General features: G+C 67.8%; 18 protein-coding genes, 1 tRNA gene and 1 pseudogene. 14 read left to right on the top strand and 6 right to left on the bottom strand.

Going from position 1 to position 18,943, the window contains the following annotated elements:
• Nucleotides 1-3: 3 nt before the first annotated feature.
• Nucleotides 4-912: a LysR family transcriptional regulator gene (locus OSH07_RS02960; protein WP_266337104.1), complete on the bottom strand. Its 909-nt coding sequence runs from the start codon at nt 910-912 to the stop codon at nt 4-6.
• A 105-nt stretch (nt 913-1,017) separates the two neighbouring features.
• Between OSH07_RS02960 and OSH07_RS02965 the strand changes: the two genes are divergently transcribed.
• Entirely contained in the window at nt 1,018-1,536 is a 519-nt protein-coding gene (locus tag OSH07_RS02965; protein WP_420909584.1) for a GNAT family N-acetyltransferase, read from the top strand.
• 2 nt (nt 1,537-1,538) lie between these two features.
• Nucleotides 1,539-2,033 (top strand): GNAT family N-acetyltransferase, encoded by a 495-nt coding sequence (locus tag OSH07_RS02970; RefSeq protein ID WP_266337105.1) that lies wholly within the window; start codon nt 1,539-1,541, stop codon nt 2,031-2,033.
• Here OSH07_RS02970 and OSH07_RS02975 read toward each other — a convergent pair.
• Nucleotides 2,030-3,148: a TRAP transporter substrate-binding protein gene (locus OSH07_RS02975; protein ID WP_266337106.1), complete on the bottom strand. Its 1,119-nt coding sequence runs from the start codon at nt 3,146-3,148 to the stop codon at nt 2,030-2,032. The two genes, OSH07_RS02970 and OSH07_RS02975, sit on opposite strands and share 4 nt — an antisense overlap.
• A gap of 126 nt (nt 3,149-3,274) precedes the next feature.
• Here OSH07_RS02975 and OSH07_RS02980 point away from each other — a divergent pair, with 126 nt between their 5' ends.
• The 5 genes from OSH07_RS02980 to prmB all read left to right on the top strand — a co-directional run bounded on the left by OSH07_RS02980 (nt 3,275) and on the right by prmB (nt 6,937).
• A complete protein-coding gene (locus tag OSH07_RS02980; protein WP_266337107.1) occupies nt 3,275-3,667 on the top strand; it encodes a hypothetical protein in 393 nt (130 codons plus the stop codon).
• A gap of 88 nt (nt 3,668-3,755) precedes the next feature.
• On the top strand, nt 3,756-4,169 hold the full coding sequence (copM, locus tag OSH07_RS02985; protein ID WP_266337108.1) for a CopM family metallochaperone: 414 nt from the start codon (nt 3,756-3,758) through the stop codon (nt 4,167-4,169).
• Nucleotides 4,170-4,392: 223 nt separating this feature from the next.
• On the top strand, nt 4,393-5,142 hold the full coding sequence (locus OSH07_RS02990; RefSeq protein WP_266337109.1) for a hypothetical protein: 750 nt from the start codon (nt 4,393-4,395) through the stop codon (nt 5,140-5,142).
• A gap of 87 nt (nt 5,143-5,229) precedes the next feature.
• Nucleotides 5,230-5,622: a YidB family protein gene (locus OSH07_RS02995; protein WP_266337110.1), complete on the top strand. Its 393-nt coding sequence runs from the start codon at nt 5,230-5,232 to the stop codon at nt 5,620-5,622.
• A 328-nt stretch (nt 5,623-5,950) separates the two neighbouring features.
• Entirely contained in the window at nt 5,951-6,937 is a 987-nt protein-coding gene (gene prmB, locus OSH07_RS03000) for a 50S ribosomal protein L3 N(5)-glutamine methyltransferase (RefSeq protein ID WP_266337111.1), read from the top strand.
• Nucleotides 6,938-7,167: 230 nt separating this feature from the next.
• Here the strand turns inward: prmB and OSH07_RS03005 are convergent, their stop codons facing one another.
• Nucleotides 7,168-8,697, bottom strand: coding sequence for an MFS transporter (locus tag OSH07_RS03005; protein WP_266337112.1), 1,530 nt, complete (start codon nt 8,695-8,697; stop codon nt 7,168-7,170).
• Between the two features lie 266 nt (nt 8,698-8,963).
• Here OSH07_RS03005 and OSH07_RS03010 point away from each other — a divergent pair, with 266 nt between their 5' ends.
• Nucleotides 8,964-9,518 carry a TetR/AcrR family transcriptional regulator gene (locus OSH07_RS03010; protein ID WP_266337113.1) on the top strand — a complete coding sequence of 185 codons (555 nt, stop codon included), beginning with the start codon at nt 8,964-8,966 and terminating at the stop codon, nt 9,516-9,518.
• 10 nt (nt 9,519-9,528) lie between these two features.
• Here OSH07_RS03010 and OSH07_RS03015 read toward each other — a convergent pair whose 3' ends face one another.
• A complete protein-coding gene (locus OSH07_RS03015) occupies nt 9,529-9,924 on the bottom strand; it encodes a VOC family protein (protein WP_266337114.1) in 396 nt (131 codons plus the stop codon).
• Between the two features lie 311 nt (nt 9,925-10,235).
• On the opposite strand from OSH07_RS03015, the gene rlmN reads away from it, so the two are divergent.
• Nucleotides 10,236-11,453 carry a dual-specificity RNA methyltransferase RlmN gene (rlmN, locus tag OSH07_RS03020; RefSeq protein ID WP_266337115.1) on the top strand — a complete coding sequence of 406 codons (1,218 nt, stop codon included), beginning with the start codon at nt 10,236-10,238 and terminating at the stop codon, nt 11,451-11,453.
• On the top strand, nt 11,453-11,917 hold the full coding sequence (locus tag OSH07_RS03025) for a hypothetical protein (protein WP_266337116.1): 465 nt from the start codon (nt 11,453-11,455) through the stop codon (nt 11,915-11,917). The genes rlmN and OSH07_RS03025 overlap by 1 nt, the downstream gene beginning before the upstream one ends.
• Here the strand turns inward: OSH07_RS03025 and OSH07_RS03030 are convergent.
• Nucleotides 11,895-12,536, bottom strand: coding sequence for a LysE family translocator (locus OSH07_RS03030; protein WP_266337117.1), 642 nt, complete (start codon nt 12,534-12,536; stop codon nt 11,895-11,897). The genes OSH07_RS03025 and OSH07_RS03030 overlap by 23 nt on opposite strands.
• A 108-nt stretch (nt 12,537-12,644) precedes the next feature.
• A complete protein-coding gene (locus tag OSH07_RS03035) occupies nt 12,645-13,742 on the bottom strand; it encodes a lactonase family protein (protein WP_266337118.1) in 1,098 nt (365 codons plus the stop codon).
• Nucleotides 13,743-13,960: 218 nt separating this feature from the next.
• Here OSH07_RS03035 and OSH07_RS03040 point away from each other — a divergent pair.
• The 4 genes and pseudogenes from OSH07_RS03040 to OSH07_RS03055 all read left to right on the top strand — a co-directional run bounded on the left by OSH07_RS03040 (nt 13,961) and on the right by OSH07_RS03055 (nt 18,929).
• Nucleotides 13,961-15,491 (top strand): annotated as a pseudogene (locus OSH07_RS03040) (serine hydrolase).
• Nucleotides 15,492-15,833: 342 nt separating this feature from the next.
• Nucleotides 15,834-17,318 carry an OpgC domain-containing protein gene (gene opgC / locus OSH07_RS03045; protein WP_266337119.1) on the top strand — a complete coding sequence of 495 codons (1,485 nt, stop codon included), beginning with the start codon at nt 15,834-15,836 and terminating at the stop codon, nt 17,316-17,318.
• Between the two features lie 307 nt (nt 17,319-17,625).
• A tRNA-Arg gene (locus OSH07_RS03050) sits at nt 17,626-17,702 on the top strand.
• A 222-nt stretch (nt 17,703-17,924) separates the two neighbouring features.
• A complete protein-coding gene (locus OSH07_RS03055) occupies nt 17,925-18,929 on the top strand; it encodes a hypothetical protein (RefSeq protein WP_266337120.1) in 1,005 nt (334 codons plus the stop codon).
• Nucleotides 18,930-18,943 lie beyond the last annotated feature (14 nt).

Genomic DNA, 18,943 nt, shown 5'->3' on the forward strand with positions numbered 1-18,943 from the left:
TTTTCAACGCCGGCCGGCATGAAGCACGCCAAGTTCATCGGCGCGGGCGACGATCCTGTCGGCGAGTTCGGCCACGAGCGGGCGCGAGAGCGCCTCCGGACTGCCGGTGACAAGGGCGGAATCGCGCCAGATCACGGGCATGTCGATCGGCGCCAGGTCGATCAGCCGGCCCTCGGCGAGGTCGTGGGTGATCGAGGCCTCGAGCAAGTGGCCGATCGCCTCGCCGCGCTCGATCAGGGCGCGGCCGGAGCTGAACAGCACCTGCGAGCTGGTGCGGGCGCGATGGCGCAGGCTGACGATCGCGTCGGGCGTCACCTGCCACCAGAAGAAGGAGAGGAAATGCGGCGCGACGGCGAAGATGCGGTCGAGCGTCGGCTGCGGCCCGATCTCCCGCGCCAGCGCCGGCGATGCGGCGAGCACGGCCTTCTCGCGCAGGATCGCGACCGGCTCCAGCGCCTCGAGCAGCGGATCGAAGTTCGGCCAGCCGATGATGGCGAGGTCGAGGCTGCGGTCATGCAGCCATTCGGCGATGTCGCGGTGGCGGCCTTCCTCGAAGCGCACTTCGACGCGGGGATGGGCGTGCATGAAGTCGACGACGGCGGGCGTCGCCAGCGGTTCGATCAGGCTGCGGAGCGAGGCGAAGGCGATGCGGCCGCGATCGACGCTGCGCATGGCGTCCTCGCTCTCGAGCAGGGTCGCCAGGATGCGCCGGGCATAGGAGAGGAAGGTGGCGCCTCGCTCGGTCAGCTCGACCTTGCGGCCGCGGGTGAACAGCGCGCCGCCGACATGGCTCTCCAGCGTGCGGATGCGCATCGAGATCGTCGCCTGGGTGACGTTGAGCCGGGCGGCCGCCTTGGTGAAGCTGCCGTCGCGCACGATCCGGTCGAAGCTGCGAAGCTGGTCGATATCCATAAAAATTACTTATGCATCGGTTCAAATTTTCCTATTCTGATAGATTATCATTGACATAAACGATGCAAAAGCTTGTTTTTGGGCGAAAGACCAACCGATGGAGCCATGATGGTTTCGATCCTGTCCCTGGATGGGCCGGCGGCGCGCGCCGCCATCCCGGCGCTCGCCGGCATCCTCGTCGACGCCGTGGCGCATGGCGCCTCGGTCAATTTCCTCGCCGGCTTTTCGCAGGCCGAGGGCGAGGTGTTCTGGGGCGGCCAGATGGCGGCGATCGAGGCCGGCAGCCGCGTGCTGCTGGTCGCCGAGCTCGACGGGCGCATCGTCGGCACCGTGGTGGTGACCTTCGCGCCGCAGCCGAACGGGCCGCACCGGGCGGAGATCGGCAAGATGCTGGTGCATTCGAGCGCCCGCCGCCGCGGCCTCGGCAGCCGGCTGCTGCAGGCGGCGGAAGACGTGGTCCGCGCCTCCGGCCGGACGCTGGCGCATCTCGACACCCAGACCGGCTCGGCCGGCGAGGCGCTCTACCGGGCGCGCGGCTGGACGGAGATGGGCGTCATGCCCGGCCATTCGCTGACGCCGGACGGGCGGCTCGCGGCGGCGACATTCTTCTACAAGCAGGTTTGAGCATGACGACGATCCGCGCGGCCACCGAGGCCGACCTCCCCACCATCCTGGCCATCTACAACGACGCGGTGGTCAACACGGCGGCGATCTGGAACGACGATCTCGTCGATCTCGACAACCGCATCGCCTGGTTCCGCACCCGCACCGGGCAGGGCTTCCCGGTGCTGGTCGCGGTCGAGGGCGAGCGCGTGCTCGGCTATGCCAGCTACGGCGATTTCCGCGCCTTCCAGGGCTATCGCTTCACGGTCGAGAACTCGATCTATGTCGCGGGCGAGGCGCGCGGCAAGGGCGCCGGCTCGGCGTTGCTTGCCGCCCTCGTCGAGGCCGCCAGGGCGCAGGGCAAGCACATGATGGTCGCCGGCATCGAGGCCGGCAACGCGGTGTCGATCCGCCTGCACGAGAAGCAGGGTTTTGTGGAGACGGCGCGCATGCCCGAGCTCGGCTTCAAGTTCGGCCGCTATCTCGACCTGGTCTTCCTGCAGAAGAAGCTGGACTAGATCGCCAGCGCGCGCGCCCGCATGGCAAGCGCCGCGCCTTCGGCGACGGCGGCATAGGCGACCGCCTTCTTGCGGAAGGCGATGAAGGCCGGATGCACCTCGCGCGCCATCGGGCTCGCCTCGCCGACCTCGGCCAGGACCTCGGCCGAAGTCTTGGCGAGCGCGTCGATCACCCCGTTCGGGAAGCTCTTCACCACCGTGCCGCGCTCGATCAGCGTCGGCAAAGCGAGGATGTTGTTGGCGGTGAAATCGGCCGAGACCTCCAGCGCGGCCGCCGCGGCGGCGGTGCGCACCACGGCCTGCAGGTCGGCCGGCAGCGCAGCGAACGCCGCCTTGCCGATCATCAGCTCCATCGCCGTCGCCAGTTCGTGGAAGGCCGGCATGTAGCAGAACGGCGCGGCGCGCGGCAGGTTGAGCGCGAGGTCGTTCCACGGGCCGACCCATTCGGCCGCGTCGATCGCGCCCGTCTGCAGCGCCGCCGCGATGTCGCCCTGCGGCAGCAGCACGGGACTGGCGCCGAGCCGCTTCAGCACGTCGCCGCCGAGGCCGGTGATGCGGATGGTGAGCCCCTTGAAATCCTCTGCCGTGCGGATCTCGCGCTTGAACCAGCCGGCGGCCTGCGGCCCGGTCGAGCCGACATAGAGCGGCAACACCCCGAACGGCTCGTAGGCGCGCTCCCAGAGCGTCTGGCCGCCACCGAAATCGAGCCAGGCGATGTGCTCGCTCGCCGTCAGCCCGAAGGGCACGCCGGAGAAATAGTGGAAGGCAGGGTCCTTGGCCGCCCAGTAATAGGGCGAGCCATGGCCCATCTCGGCCTTGCCGGTCGAAACGGCGTCGAAGACCTGTGTCGGCGCGACGAGGTCGCCGGCGGCGAAGACCTGGATCTTGAGGCGGCCGTCGGAAAGCGTCGCGATGCGGTCGGCGAGGCGCTGCGCGCTTTCGCCGACGCCGGGCGCATCCTTCGGCCAGGCCGTCGCCATCTTCCAGACGAGGCTGTCGGCGGCGCGCGCGATCGAGGGCGCGGCGAGCGGGGTGGCGGCAAGGCCCGCGCCGAGCCCGGCTGCGCCGAACCCGATCAGTCGCCGCCGATCGATCTGTCCCTGCTTCCGCGTCATGCCATTCCCTCGAACCTTCGCCATTGCAGCCTATCAGTGCTGAATGACAGCTGAACACCCGTCTGGCCGACGTGAACAGAAATCTGGGACATTGACGGCGACGGCCGGAGTGGCCAGTTTTACGGCGTGACTATCGCACGGCGTTTCGCCGCCCTCGTCCTGATCGTCGTCAGCCTGCTGCTTCCGGGTGGTTCCGGGTCGGCCTGGGCCATGGCCGATCACGCCGGGCAGGCGGATTGTCCGCATGCGGCGATGGTCCTGCCATCGGGCAACGCGTCGCATGGCGGCGCGATGGCGCATGTCATGCCGGTCGTCGCGGTTTCCGGCGCCCCGCATCCGCTTCCCGCCGCCGCGCCGTCGCTGCCCGCCTGCTGCATCGCCATCACCTCTACCGTCCCGGCGCTCGACGCCGGGCCCGCGCTTGCGGCCGGAGAGACCGGTGCGCGGCTGCGGCCGCTTTCCGACGCCATGCCGGCGCAGCGGTCGATCGGTCCCGACCTGCCGCCGCCTCGCGCCTGATCGTCCCCGTCGTCAAGCCATGGGCCGGAAGCGCGCGGGCCGCGCCGGCCATCCCCATGCCCGCATTTTCATACAGAGACGAACGATCATGAACACCATCCTGAAACTGGCGGCCGCCGCCGCGCTTTCGCTCGCCATTCTGCCGGCTTCGGCCGAGGAAGCCATGGATCATGCCGAGATGGATCACGCCAAGATGGATCACGGCCAGATGGACCATGGCGCCATGGCGAAGGAACAGCCGGGCGACAGCCCGTCGACCAAGGCCTTCCGCGCCGCCGACAAGGCGATGATGCAGGACATGGCGATCGAATATTCGGGCAATGCCGACGTCGATTTCTTCCGCGCGATGATCCCGCATCACGAGGGCGCGGTCGCCATGGCCGAGGTCGAGCTGCAATACGGCAAGGACCCGGAAGCGCGGAAGCTGGCCGAAGCCGTCATCAAGGCGCAGAAGGAAGAGATCGCCTTCATGAAGGCCTGGCTGGCCAAGAACGCGCCGTAGCAAGATCAGCCGGTAATAAGCCGTAGAAGAGAATCAAGATCGCGGCCGCGTGAATAGCGGTTGCGATCTTGGCCGATCCTGCCAACGATTCTTGGCCCGGCGCGTTTCGGGAGATTGACACCTGCAACGCGCGGATGTTCCCTCAACCCGCGGGGAAAGCGCGACGCCGTCGCGGCTTCGTTGGAAGGTGATGTCGTTGAGACATCCAAGGGAGATCGGCACTATGAAGATGCGATCCGCACTCATCCTGGTCGGCGCAAGCATGTCGCTGGGCCTGTTGACGTCGGCCCTGCCGGCGTCCGCCGCGACTTCGTCGCCCGCCATGCAGTCCTGCAGCGACGACTGGTCCAAGATGAAGGCAGCCAACAAGGTTCCGGACGGCCAGACCTGGCCGAAATTCTGGAGCCAGTGCTCCAAGGACTATGCCGCTGCGCACCCGGATGCAGCCGCTGCCGCGCCCGCCGTCGACACCAAGGCCGCCAAGACCACGGCCAACACGACGGCCAAGACGACGCCCGCCGCGCCGGCCGCTGCCGACGCCAAGGCCGGTGGCAAGTCGGGCGCCATGCAGTCCTGCAGCGACGACTGGGCCAAGCTGAAGGCCGCCAACAAGGTTCCCGCCGGCCAGACCTGGCCGAAGTTCTGGAGCCAGTGTTCCAAGGATTATGCCGCCGCCAATCCGGACGGCGCCGCTGCGCCTGCCGCCAAGGCGGGCTCGGCGAAGGCGGCGACGACGGACGAGGATCTCGGCATGGCGCTGCCCGATCCCGACGCCGCCGCCAAGCTCGACACCGGCAAGACCACTGCCGGCAAGCGGCAGATGACCCCGGGCCAGCAGGCCGCCGTCGTCCGCATCCGCGCCTGCGGCGCGGAGTGGCAGGCGAAGAAGGCGGCGGGCAAGCTGCCGGAGGGCGCCAAGTGGCCGCAATACTGGAGCGACTGCAACAAGCGGCTGAAGGCCAAGGGGCAGTAGCCCCTGCAATGTTGGTGTAGTCATAGGCATGTAGCCTCGTTCCGGTCGGGGGCAGAGAACGACGTTCCGCTTGGAAGGAGAACCATCATGGGAATCTTTGACGGTCTTGTCGGCAATGTCCTCGCGGCGCTTCAGGGCCAGCAAGGCGAGGGCGTCCAGCCGGACGCCCTTGGCCAGGCTCTGAACGGCGCGCTCGCCAATACCCAGTTCGGCAGTCTCGAAGGCGTGCTCAGCCAGTTGCAGAGTTCCGGCCTCGGGGCGCAGGTCGCCTCCTGGCTCGGCCAGGGCAACAACCTGCCGATCAGTGCCGACCAGTTGCGCGAGGCGCTGGGCAACGAGGAACTGCAGAAACTCGGCACCCAGCTCGGCATTCCGATGGACCAGGTCAGCGATATCCTCGCCAAGGTCCTGCCTCCCACCGTCGACCAGTTGAGCCCGAACGGCACGCTGGCGCCGCCGGCGGGACCGACGCCCGGCTGAGTTCGGGCGCTTCTTGTTTGGGTGCGGTGCAAGACCCTCGCCCCAACCTCTCCCGCGTGCGGGAGAGGGCTTTCTTTCGTGTGGTTCGGCAATCGCGCCACCTCCGTGGCGGAGCGCCGGCCGGAACCCTCGCCCGCCTGCGGGAGACTGCAGGGTGAGGGGGCTGGTCGTGCGTATCGTGCGTGATTCGAGACGGCCCTCGCGCTTTCATGCCTCGATCGAAGCGCCGGCCGTCCCCATGGCACCCGAGATCGCAGCGCGGAGAGATGCGCGAAGCGTCCCGACCTGCTAGGACGGGGCGAAACCGTCCCTTACGCACGAGCCCGCTGTGACCGAAACAAGCCGCCCCGCCGATCAGTTCCTGACGATCCGCGATTTCCTCCGCTACGCGATCAGCCGCTTCAACCAGGCCGGACTTGCCTTCGGTCATGGCGCCTCGAGCGCGTTCGACGATGCCGCCTATCTGGTGCTGGAAGGCCTGAAGCTGCCGATCGACACGCTGGAGCCGTTCCTCGATGCGCGCCTGCTGCCGGAGGAGCGCCAGCGTCTCGCCGACCTGATCGAGGCGCGGGTGACGACCCGCAAGCCGACGCCCTATCTGCTCAACCGCGCCTATATCCAGGGCGTGCCCTTCTATGTCGACGAGCGCGTGATCGTGCCGCGCTCCTTCATCGGCGAACTCCTGCATTCCGAATTCTTCGGCGGCGACGAGTTCACGCTGATCGAGGACATGTCGTCGGTCGAGACCGTGCTCGATCTCTGCACCGGCTCGGCCTCGCTCGCGATCCTCGCCGCCGGCGTGTTCGAGAATGCCGAGATCGACGCCGTCGACCTGTCGCCGGATGCGCTCGAGGTCGCTAAGATCAACGTCGCCGAGCACAATCTCGGCAATCGCATCGAGCTCTATGAAGGCGACCTGTTCGCCCCACTCGGCGACAAGCGCTACGACCTGATCCTGACCAACCCGCCCTATGTCGACGAGATCGCCATGGAAGAGTTGCCGGAGGAATACCGGCACGAGCCGGAGATGGCGCTCGCGTCCGGTCTCGATGGCCTCGATATCGTCCGGCGAATTCTCGAGGCGGTGCCGGCGCATCTCAATCCCGGCGGTGGCCTGCTCTGCGAGATCGGCGCCGGTCGCGAGATCCTCGAAGCCGAATACCCGCATCTCGATTTCTTCTGGCTCGATACCGAGGAGAGCGAGGGCGAGGTGTTCTGGCTGTCGGCCGAGAGCCTCGGCGTCGCCGACGCGGAGCCCGGTGACCAGGACCTGGCCGATCTCGCCAATCTCGGCGACGAGCCGGAAGAAGACTGATCCGGCAGCCCTCGGGCGTTTGAAATGAAGAAGCCCCCGGCCGCGCCGCGGCCGGGGGCTTCTTTTTTGGCGGGATCGATCAACCGCGCCGTTTCACCTCTCCCAGGGGGAGAGGTCGGAGCGAAGCTCCGGGTGAGGGGCTGCGATCGCGCGGGGAGGGCTCAGCCCCTCACCCGCCGGCCTGCGGCCGTCGACCTCTCCCCTTGGGAGAGGTGACCTTCGCACGCCGCCTATGCGCCGATCTCCAGCATTCGCGGCTCGCGGGCCTTTCTCGGCTTGCGCGAGCGCAGCGTCACCAGCGTGACCAGCGCGGCGGTGAAGGTGATCGCCGCGCAGATCAGCATCGTGTTGCGGAACGCCGCGCCATAGGCCGCCATCGCGGTGTCGTGGCCGATCGAGGGCGCGAGCGCCTTTGCCTGGTCGAGGCTGCCGCCCGCCAGCGCGCTGGCGACATGGGGGGCGACGTCGCCCGGCAGTTCGCCGAGCCCACCAAAGACGAAGGCGGCCATCAGGGCGCCGACGACGGCGACCGCGACGGTTTCGCCCGCCACCCGCATGGTGCCAAAGATGCCGGTCGCCATGCCGGCGCGCTCGGTCGGCACGACGCTGATGGCGAGGTCGTCCATCAGGCCCCAGGGCAGGGCGGCGCCGACGCCGATCATGGCGAGCGGCAGGATGAAGGCCGTCGGCGCGCCGCCGACCGGCACGAAGGCGAGCAGCAGCACGCCGGCGCCGGCGACCAGCAGGCCGAGGCCGGCGAGGATGCCGGACGGGATCCAGCGCGCCAGGTTGGCGGCGACGAACGGGATCGTCGCGATCGGCAGGCTGAGCGGCAGCAGCATCACGCCGACTTCCAACTCGCTCATGCCTTCGATGCGGATGAAGCGGGCCGGCAGAAGGATGAACGGCACGATGAAGGAATAGGCGACCGCGACCGGCAGCGCCTGCACCGAGACGAAGCGGGCATAGCGGAACAGCGACAGGTCGAGCATCGGCCGCGTCTGCAGATTCTCGATGGCGATGAAGGCGACGAGCAGGACGGCGGCGCCGGTCAAAAGCGTCACCACCAGCGTGTCGTCCCAGCCGCGTTCCGGCCCGAGGATGATGCCGAAGGTGAGCGCGACGAGCATGGCGGTGAAGCTGCCGGCGCCCCAGCGATCGATGCCGATGGCGCCGGGATCGCGGGTTTCGCGCATTCTCGGCACGCCGACGACGAGGATGACCAGCCCCGCCAGCGCGGTGGCGACGAACAGCGCCCGCCAGCCGAACGAGCCGATCAGCGCGCCGGTGACCAGCGGTCCGAAGGCGAGGCCGATGCCGAAGCCGGTGCCGAGCAGGCCGAGAGCCCGCGTGCGGTCGGCGCCTTCATATTCCTGCGCCACGGCGGCGAATCCGGCCGAGATCGAGATCGCCGCCGCGATCCCCTGCAGCGCGCGCAGGAAGTCGAGGATCAGCACGTTCGGCGACAGCGCCACGGCGAGCGAGGTCAGGGTGAAGCTGATGGCGCCGATGCGGAACATGCGCTTGCGGCCGAACTGGTCGGCCAGCGCGCCGCCGAGCATGATCGTGCTGCCGAAGGCGAGCATGAAGCCGTTGACGATCCAGGTCAGCAAGGCAAGGTCGCCGCCGAGATCGCGTCCGATCGCGGGGGTGGCGACCGCCGGACCGGTGAAGGAGAGCGGCATGGTGACCGCGACGAGGAAAACGGCGGCGAGCACGAGGTGCCGGCCCGGAGCCGCCTGGTGAGAAGCGTCGGTCATGGTGGTCTCGATCTGTTGGGCGGGGCCGGCGCGGGGCGCGGCCCATGGAGACGCTGAAGCCCGCGACGGGAGAGGCGTCGCGGGCTCAGGGTCATCACCGACACACGTATTTATGTGTCGGTCGATACACAAATCATAATGGCTTGATTCCGGGCGTCAAGCGCTTTATTTGTTGATCGTTACAAAAAGAAAAGGGCTGCACGCAAGCCATGAATGCACGCGGACGTCCCCGTAGCTTCGATCGCTCCGTCGCCCTCGAACGGGCCATGGACGTGTTCTGGGCTCGCGGCTATGCCGGCACCTCGATCTCGGAGCTGACCGAGGCGATGGGCATCAATTCGCCGTCGCTCTATGCCGCCTTCGGCTCCAAGGAAGAGCTGTTTCGCGAGGCGGTGGCCCTCTATGTCGCGACCGACGACGCCTGCACCATGCAGATGCTCGAGGGCGACCTGACGACGCGCGATTCGATCGCGGCGATGCTGGCGGCGAGCGCCCGCTCCTGCGCCCGGCCCGACAAGCCGACCGGCTGCTTCGTCATGCTGGGCGCCACCAATGGCGGCCCCGACACCGACGCGGCGCAGCAGTTCCTCTGCGACCAGCGCAAGGACATGGCGCGGCGGATCCGGGCGCGGCTGCAGCGCGGCGTCGCCGATGGCGAATTGCCGCCCGGCCTCGATCTCGACCGCATCGCCGCCTATTTCGGCACCATCATCAAGGGCATGTCGATCGAGGCGCGCGACGGCGCCGATGGCGAGACGCTGCTCTCGGTGGCGCATAGCGCCATGCGCGGCTGGGACGCGCTGACCTCGACGCAGGGTTGATGGCCGGCGGCTATTGGCTCGGCTGGCCGACGTCGAACCGGTTGCCGTCGGGATCGGCGAAGACGAAGGCGCGCAGGCCGTAGTTCTGGTCGCGCAATCCCTTGATGATGCGCACGCCATGCGCCTGGCAGCGCGCATGCAGCGCGTCGACGTCGTCGACCATCAGATGCGCGACATTGTGGAGACCGGGCTTGTGGTCACGCCGCAGGTTCAGATGCAACTCGGCCCCGTCGCGCTTCAGGATCATGAAGCCGACGGGATCGCCGTTCTCGAAGGTCTTCTTGAAGCCGAGCACGTCGCGATAGAAGGCGTGCGCCCGCTCGATGTCGCGCACGGTGATGCCGGGCGCCATGCGGCCGAAGCGGACGCCATGATCGGTCGGGGCAGGGGAGGAAGGATCGGTCATCGTTTCATCTCGATTGCGCAGCGCCGCTCGCGGTCCGGACGGTGCCGGGTCGCCGCGAGGCCTGCGGAGGAATTTCGATGAGACGGTGCTCGGCGCGAAACCTAGCCGAAGCCCCGGGAATTGGGAACCTGTCATCGCGCCCGAATTCGCCCGGCCGGCCGTCCGGCGGCCCGTTGCCCCTTGTCCTGCGCAGGGCGGCGGCTCATTTGAAGCATTCCTGATTTCTGTGAAATTGTGATATGAGGCCGGCAACAATGATGGATGGCCTTGATGCGCGCGTTTCGCGCCCGGCCTCTCACCCGGATACCGACATGACCGCACCGCTCGCCGTGGCCACCACCGCCCCGCTCAAGGCTCCGCTCTCGCTGACGGAGACGCCCTCGCTCGTCGGCCTGTCACGCCCCGAGATCGGCGAAAGGCTCGCCGGCATCGGCATCGAGCCGAAGCAGATCCGCATGCGCACGGCGCAGATCTGGAACTGGATCTACGCGCGCGGCGTCACCGACTTCAACGACATGCTCAACGTGTCGAAGGACCTGCGCGCCACGCTCGCGGCCAATTTCACGCTGAAGCGGCCCGAGATCGTCACCGAGCAGATCTCGCAGGACGGCACGCGCAAGTGGCTGCTGCGCTTCCCGGCGCGCGGCGCCGGCCGGCCGGTCGAGATCGAGACCGTCTACATCCCCGAGATCGGCCGCGGCACGCTCTGCGTCTCCTCGCAGGTCGGCTGCACGCTCACCTGCTCGTTCTGCCACACCGGCACGCAGAAGATGGTGCGCAATCTGACGGCGGAAGAGATCGTCGGCCAGATCCTCGTCGCGCGCGACCGCCTCGGTGATTTCCCGGACAAGACGACGCCGGTCGGCGCCGCCGTCCCGTCCGAGGGCCGCCTCGTCTCCAACATCGTCATGATGGGCATGGGCGAGCCGCTCTACAATTTCGACAACGTCAAGCAGGCGCTGCTGATCGCCTCCGACGGCGAGGGGCTGTCGCTGTCGAAGCGCCGCATCACGCTGTCGACCTCCGGCGTGGTGCCGATGATCCCGCGCACCGGCGAGGAGATCGGCTCGATGCTGGCGATCTCGCTGCACGCCGTGCGGGACGACCTGCGCGACATGCTGGTGCCGCTCAACAAGAAATATCCGATCGCCGAACTGCTCGACGCCTGCCGCAACTATCCCGGCCTCTCCAACGCCCGCCGCATCACCTTCGAATATGTGATGCTGAAGGACGTCAACGACACGGCGGCCGATGCGCGCGAGCTGGTCCGCCTGCTGCGCGGCATCCCCGCCAAGATCAACCTCATCCCGTTCAACCCGTGGCCGGGCGTCAACTACCAGTGTTCCGACTGGGAGACGATCGAGGCCTTCTCCGACATCGTCAACCGCGCGGGCTATGCCTCGCCGATCCGCACGCCGCGCGGCCGCGACATCCTCGCCGCCTGCGGCCAGCTGAAGAGCGAGAGCGAGCGCATGCGCGTCCGCGAGCGCCTGGCGCTCGAGGCGATGGTCACCAACGACGAAGACTGATGCTGACTTTTCTCCGCATCCTGTTCGTCATCCCGCTCGGGCTGATCGCGGCGATCATCGCGGCCATCGTCGTCTATCTCGGCTCGTTCGGTTTCTTCGAGACGGACAGCTGGGTCGGTCCCGGCGGCGACATCACGGCGATCATCGAGCCGGTGATCGTCGTTGTGGCCGGCATCACCCGCTTCGCGGTTCTGCCGTTCCTGGTCGGCATCGTCATCGCCGAGATCTTCGCGCTGCGCTCGGTGATCCTGTGGTCGCTGTTCGGCGGCGCGATCGGGCTCGGGATCTTCCTTTCGGCGAACAGCACCGAATTTGCCGTCCTGCCGCCGCTGGCCGCCGGACTGGTCGCCGGCTTCGCCTATTGGGTCGTCGCCGGCCACGGTTCGGGAACGATCGTCCGTGCCGTCCCGGAGCGTGCGGTCTCCGGCCCGCCGGCTCCGCCTACTTCCCCTGAGCCAGAATAAGACGAACGGCGAAGGCGCCCATCACGCTGGCGAACAGCCAGTCGACGGCGCGGGTCGCGCGCGGCGAGCGCTTCAGGAACGAGGCGAGCGAGCCGGCCGACCAGATCATCGCGATGCTGATCGGTGTGGCGACGACGACGAACATCAGCCCGAGGAACAGCAGCTTGCCCGCGGCATGCGGGTCGGTCGGCGTCACGAATTGCGGCAGGAAGGTCACGAAGAAGACGATGATCTTCGGGTTGAGCAGATTGACCATCAAACCCTTCAGATAGACCTTGCCGATCGGATCGCTGGAACCCTTGCCGCCGACCGAAAGCGCCGAGCCGTGCCGGATCGCCTGGAAGGCGAGATAGACGAGATAGCCGGCGCCGACCACCTTGAGGATGGTAAAGGCCGTGGTCGAGGCGGCGAGCAGCGCCGAGAGGCCGACCGCGACCAGCACCGTGTGCACCACCAGCCCGGTCGAGGCACCGGCGAAGGCGGCGACGCCCGCCATTCGCGATTGCCCGATCGCCTTGCCGAGAAACAGCGTCATGTCCGGCCCCGGCGTCAGAGTGAGCGCAATGACAGCGGCCAGATAGGCGAGGAAGACCGATAGCGAAGGCAGGAAGGTGAGCATGCGTGCGGCTCCGTTGAAGCGAGAGCTATAACACGGCATGTGGTTCGACCAATATCCCGTCCTTGTTTCGGCTGCCACGATCGGCGGCTTGCTTCTCTGCCTCGCGATCTACCCCACCGTCACGAAGCAGATCGCGGTCGGCGTGCCGACGGCGATGTCGCGGTCGAGCCGGGTCAGCGAGCCATCGGCCGGATCGACGGCGAACAGCGTAACGACGTCGCTGTCCTGGTTGGCGACGGCGAGGAGGCGCCCGTCCGGCGAGAAGGCGAAATGGCGGGGCGTCTTGCCGCCCGAGGGCACCGCCTCGCGCCGCCGGGCGATGCCGTCCTCGCCGATCGCGAAGATCGACAGGCTGTCGTCACCGCGATTGGCGACATAGAGGAAGCGCCCGTCCGGTCCAAGCTTGATCTCCGAGCAGTGATTGCCGGTCGTGTCGTCGAGCGTCGGCGCGACATCGAGCACGGTGAAGCCGCCGCTTTCCGCGTCGAAGGAAAGCGAGGCGACGGTCGAGGCGAGCTCATTGACGACATAGGCGAAGGCCTTTGCCGGATGAAAGGCGAAATGGCGCGGGCCGGAGCCGGGCGGCAGCTCCGTCTCGCCGACCCTGGTGATGGCGCCGGTTTCGGCGTCGAAGCGGTAGCTGACCAGCCGGTCGATACCGAGATCGCTGACGACGATGTGGCGGTTGTCCGGCGTCGCCTGGACGCAATGCGCATGCGAGCGGTCCTGCCGGCCTGCATCGGGGCCGTGGCCCGGATGCGCCGCCGAGGCGGTGGCCGGATCGAGGCCGCCATCGGCGCGGCGCGGGAAGACGACCACCGACTGGTTCGGTCGCTCGCTCTCGGGCATGCCCATGTAGTTTGCGACGAGCACGAAGCGCGCGGCCCGGTCGAGGCTCGAATGCGCGGTGATGCTGCCGAGAGTCGACTGGCGGTTCAGATAGGTCAGCGAACCGGTCTCCGGGTCGATCCGGTAGGCGCTGACGAGGCCCTCGTTCCACTCCGGCACTTCGCTCGTCGCATAGAGCGTGCCGCCATCGGGCGCGGCCGTCAGGAAGGTCGGGTTCTCGATCCCGCCCTGCACGCCGAGCGGCGTCGTCGTCGCCCCGTCGAAGCCGAAGATCGCGATGCCGCGACCATGGGCCGAGGCGAAATAGGGCGTCGGCCGGTTGCAGCCGCCGACATAGAGCAGGGTCTTGCTGGTCATCGCGATGGTTCCCCCGTATGGGCGCGACGGCTTGATGCGCCGGCCGCTTCGTTGGCGGCCACGATAGCCAAGTCGGGCCACCGTCGTCACCGTTCTTTTGGCGGGCAGCGCCGGGCGGCGCCGGCCTTGCCCACGGCGGCGCCGGGTCCGCTTTTGCCTCTTGTTCTTGGGCGGGGCTCTGGCAAACTAATTGCCGTAGCGGGAGGGGCGGCATGGTCATGGCCTGGCGATATGCGGCGGTCACTGCCGCCTTCTGTTTGAGCTGTGGCTCGGCGCCGGCGGAACCGGTCGACCGCGACAAGGTGATGGCGGCGCTGCCCAGGCTCGACGCCATGGCGCAGCAACTGGTTGCCGATCGCAGCGTTCCGGGCCTTGCCATCGCGGTGGTGCATAACGACCAGGTGGTCTTCCTGAAGGGTTTCGGCCTGCGCGAGATGGGCAAGGTCGGCGCCGTCGACCCGGACACCGTGTTCCAGATCGCCTCGCTCTCCAAGCCGGTTTCGGCCACGGTCGTCGCGGCCCTGGTCAGCGCCGGCGTCGTCGACTGGGAATCAAGGATCGCGGATCTCGATCCCGCCTTCCGCCTGCACGACCCCTATCCGAGCGCCGAGGTGACGGTGCGCGACCTCTTCGCCCATCGCAGCGGCCTGCCGGGCAGCGCCGGCAACGACCTGGAGGCGATCGGCTTCGACCGCGAGACCGTGATGCACCGGCTTCGTCTCGTGCCGCCATCGTCGAGCTTTCGCGCCGGCTATTCCTACAGCAACGCCGGCCTGACCGCGGGCGCGCTCGCGGCGGCCCGTCCGACGGGGCAGGCCTGGGAAGACGTCGCCGAGACGCGGCTGTTCAAGCCGCTCGGCATGGCGTCGACCAGCGCGCGCGGTCGATTTCATCTCCCGCTCCGATCGCGCGGCGCTGCATGTCGATGTCGGCAGTGGCTGGGAAGCGAGGGTGCAGCGCAACGCCGACGTCCAGGCGCCGGCCGGCGGCGTCAGCTCCAGCGCGCGCGACCTTGCGCAATGGATGCGCCTGGAGCTGGCAAAGGGCCAGATCGGCGGCAAGAGGCTGATCAGCGCCGAGGCGCTCGCCGCGACGCACGAGCCCTTGATGGCGCGGGGCACGAACCCGGTCACCGGCGACGCTTCGTTCTATGGCCTCGGCTGGAATATCGAATTCGGCCGGCACGGCCTGAGCTGGGGTCATGCCGGTGCCTTCAGCGCCGGCGCCCGCACGCTGGTCCAGCTTTATCCGGAATCGTCGATCGGCATCGTCGTCCTCGCCAACGCCTTTCCAAGCGGCGCGCCGGAAGGGTTGGCCGACAGCTATTTCGACTGGGTGTTCGAGGGGCGCCAGCGGCAGGACTGGCTGGCCGCGTGGGACGGAATGTACGGCGCCCTGTTCGGTCCGGCGGGCACCATGGCTAAGGCCACCTATGCCCCGAAGCCGGCGCCGAGCCCGGCCTTGCCGCTCGCCGCCTATGCCGGGCGCTATCGCAACGACTATGTCGGTGATGTCGTGATCAGCGACAAGTACGCGGCTCTGACGCTGGAGCTCGGGCCGAAGGGCGAGCAGTCCTATAGGCTGACGCACTTCGACCGCGACTGCTTCCTCGTCTATCCGACGGCGGAAATGCCGGACACGCCCAGCGCCGTCCGCTTCGCGATCGGTCCCGACGGAAGGGCCGAGTCGGTGACGATCGAGTTCCTCGACGACAACCATCTCGGCACGCTCGCGCGCGTCGCCGACTAGCCCGCCGATGTCGCCTTGCCGGCGGAGTTCTGCCGCGGGGCCTGCCGGATGATCGCGCCGGCAGGGCGCGAAGGCGCCGCGCGAAAGACCCGGCTTTCCGGTCCGTGTTTGCGCAGCCGGCGCAATTTTGCCATCTCCCCTCGCTTAGCTCCGGCCGTCGCCGGGGTCATAAGGCGGCGCACCGCGGGGGCGGGGCCGGGGAATGTCGAAAGATCGTATCGAAATGGCGGGAACGCTGGCTATTGCCGTTTCAAAGCCGTCCGATCCGTGGTTTAGATCGATTGTCAGGCATCCTTTGGGCTGCCGCCGATTGAAGGCTGGTCGACGGCCGGGAGGACAGCTGTGATTGCTCCATTCGGGCAGCGTTTTACGACGCCTGCGCAATACGCGCTGACGCTCCTCTTCGTGCTGCCCTGCTTCGCGCTGCGCCTGCATTGGCCGTGGCACAGCTTCTCCTTCTTCCTGTTCGCGCCGGCCGTCGTGCTCGGCGCCGCCCTGTTCGGCCGCGGCCCCGCCATCCTCGCCACCGTGCTGACGGCGGTGATCGCCGTCTTCTTCTGGATCGAGCCGATCTACACCTTCCGCCTGTCGCCGCAGCAGGTGCCGCCGCTGGTGCTCTATGCGCTGGTCTGCGCCAGCGTCGTCGGCCTCAGCGAATGGACGCGCGCCGCGTTGAGCCGCGACCGGCGCGCCCTCCGGGCGGAGAGCCGCGCCCAGGCGAGCGCCCGCCTCGACGGCATCGATTTCTGGCGCGGCCTCGTGCTCTGCACCATCCTGATCAACCATGTGCCCGGCAATATCCTCGAGGCGATCACGCATCGGAATTTCGGCGTCTCGGATTCGGCCGAGGCGTTCGTCTTCCTCTCCGGCGTCTCGCTGGCGCTCGCCTATGGCCACCGCTTCCGCCCGGGCGAGCGGGTCGGCGTCATGGTCGCCATGCTGCGCCGCGTGCTGAAGCTCTATGGCGTGCATGTCGCGCTCTCCTTCGCCGCGATCGCCATCTTCTCCGCCGGCGCGCTCTACTGGCGCCAGCCGGAGCTTCTGATGTCGCATGGCCGCTCGCTCTATGTGAAGGACGCCTGGACCTGTCTGATCGGCATCGTCTCGCTCGGCCACCAGCTCGGCTATTTCAACATCCTGCCGCTCTACATGGCGCTGATCGTGGCGGTGCCGGTGCTGCTCTGGCTGGCCCGCATCGACGTCGCGCTGATGCTGGCCGTCTCGGCGCTCCTCTATGCCGTCACCCGCTATACCGGCTGGAACCTGCCGAACTGGCCGGCCCAGGGCGGCTGGTTCCTGAACCCGCTCGCCTGGCAATTCGTCATGGCGATCGGCCTCGCCGCCGGGCTGGCGCTGAAGGAGCGCGGCGAGATCCCGGTGACGCGGCCGATGGTGGCGCTCGCCGCCATCGTCGTCGCGATCGGCTTCCTGATGTCGCCCTATGCGCCGGAGGCGACCCGCAGCTGGATCGCCGCCAACGGCCATCTCGATACCGACAAGTCGATGCTCGGCCTGACCCGGCTCAGCCATTTCCTGGCGCTCGCCTATCTCGTCTATGCGCTGAGGCTGAGCGCGCTCTGCCGCCGTCTGCCGGTGTTCGCGCCGCTGGCGACGATCGGCCGGCACGGCCTCCTGATCTTCGCGCTGCTCTCGGTGCTCTCGGCGCTCGGCCAGGTGCTGGTCAGCACGGTGCGCAGCAGCGCCTGGTTCGATATCGGCTTCCTCGGCGGCGGGTTGCTGCTGCTCTGGTTCGTCGCCCATCTCGCCGACGCCGCCCGCCCGCCGCGCCGCGCCCGCCCGCTGGCGCAGCCGGCCCTGGCCGCCTGACACCGCCGCGGCTCCCTGTCGGCCACGGCTGCCCATCTCGCCGATGCGGCTCGGCCGCCGCGCCGCGCCCGCCCGCTGGCGCAGCCGGCCCTGGCCGCCGGACACCGCCACCGCTCCCGGCCGGGCGCACAGTCCGCCCGGCTGTCGCGCCCGCTTGCACCGTCTTCGGAATCCGCCCCATGCGGCGCGGCAGGGAGGCGGGTTCGGGGCGCGACGAACTCTTCGGTGAAAGGCGGGCTTTCGCCATTGCTGCATGGCGGTCCTTCGTTTAAGAAGACCGGCACGCGGCCTTGGCCGCCTCCGGCATGCACCCGTAGCTCAGCTGGATAGAGCGCTGCCCTCCGAAGGCAGAGGCCAGGGGTTCGAATCCCTTCGGGTGCGCCAATTTTTTCAAGGGCTTAGATGTCTTGGCCGCGTTTCGTACGAAAGTCGTACGGAAATCGCAGGTAGTTACTTGTCCTGTGGCCTGCCCGCTGGTGTCTGACGGATTCCGGCGCAAATGACGGGCTGGCACGGGATAGCATGGCTGCCTCCGAGGCTCGAGCATAGTGCTAGCTAGTGAGCTGCGGCCAGACTTCAGCTAGGCTTCCGATAGGGGAGGCTGGCATGCAGGAAGTATCCGAACACCGATTCGAATTCACACTCAGCGACTTGCCGCGGGCCGAATTCGTAAAACTGTCCGACGCGCTAAACTTGGCGCTATATGGCGGCGTGCTCTCGATCCGCTACGAGGGCTCCATTCCGTCCTCTGCCATCGAGGACGGGATGCTTTCCATTGCGCAAGGCACATGGCTCCTAGACACGGAGCATGGACGGGTTCTCGGGCCGCGATGCGTCAACGTCGCTAGGCCTGGCGCGATTCTGTTCGATATCGAGGACAACTCGGAGCCTGATCCTACCAGGAGCGCCGAACTCGAACAAAAGTACATTGCGCGCCTGGAACGTCACCGGAAGTGGCTGGCAGAGCAGCCGGTAGATAGGCAGGCGGATCTGGCGCTTGCGCCTTCCCCTCGCCGACACGATCCCGATGCCATCGCTCCGTTCTGGAGGGCTGAGATCGCCCGAAGACAGACGGGGTTCTACAGCAAGCTGAATATGGCAGCCCGATCCGGCGATGTGCGCTTCATGGGAATCCCCGTCGATGGACCGTGGACCTTGGAACCGAGCACATTCGGATCCCTGCCACAGGACATTCTGGCCGCCTATTTCAGCGTGGATCGGGATTTTGACGAGGACAGCTGCATCTCTGCCATCGGGCCAGAGGCCTCAGAGCCTGACTATGACGAGGCATCGGCAGAGGGCCGCTATGTGTCCTATCGCGACGTCGTCGTAGAGCGAGTCTCATTCCTGCGATTTTTGAAGGTCACCTATCCCTCCGTCCTGAACGCAGCCAGTGCCCAGGATCAGCTCAAGACCAAAGAAGCGATCCGGGTTCTCGCTCGGGCACTGCGCCAAGATCCGGGCATGTCGAAAGCGGCCGCGGCTGAGCTTGTCGGCTGGCCGGTCCGCAGTCGGCGCTTCGAGACCGAGATCTGGCCAGAGGCGCGTCACGCGGCTGACCTCCATCCGAGGGGCCAGGCTGGGCGCAAAGGGAAATCAACGCAGGCCTAATCGACGCACCATTT

It is taken from the genome of Kaistia nematophila, assembly GCF_026343855.1.
Classification (GTDB): domain Bacteria; phylum Pseudomonadota; class Alphaproteobacteria; order Rhizobiales; family Kaistiaceae; genus Kaistia; species Kaistia nematophila.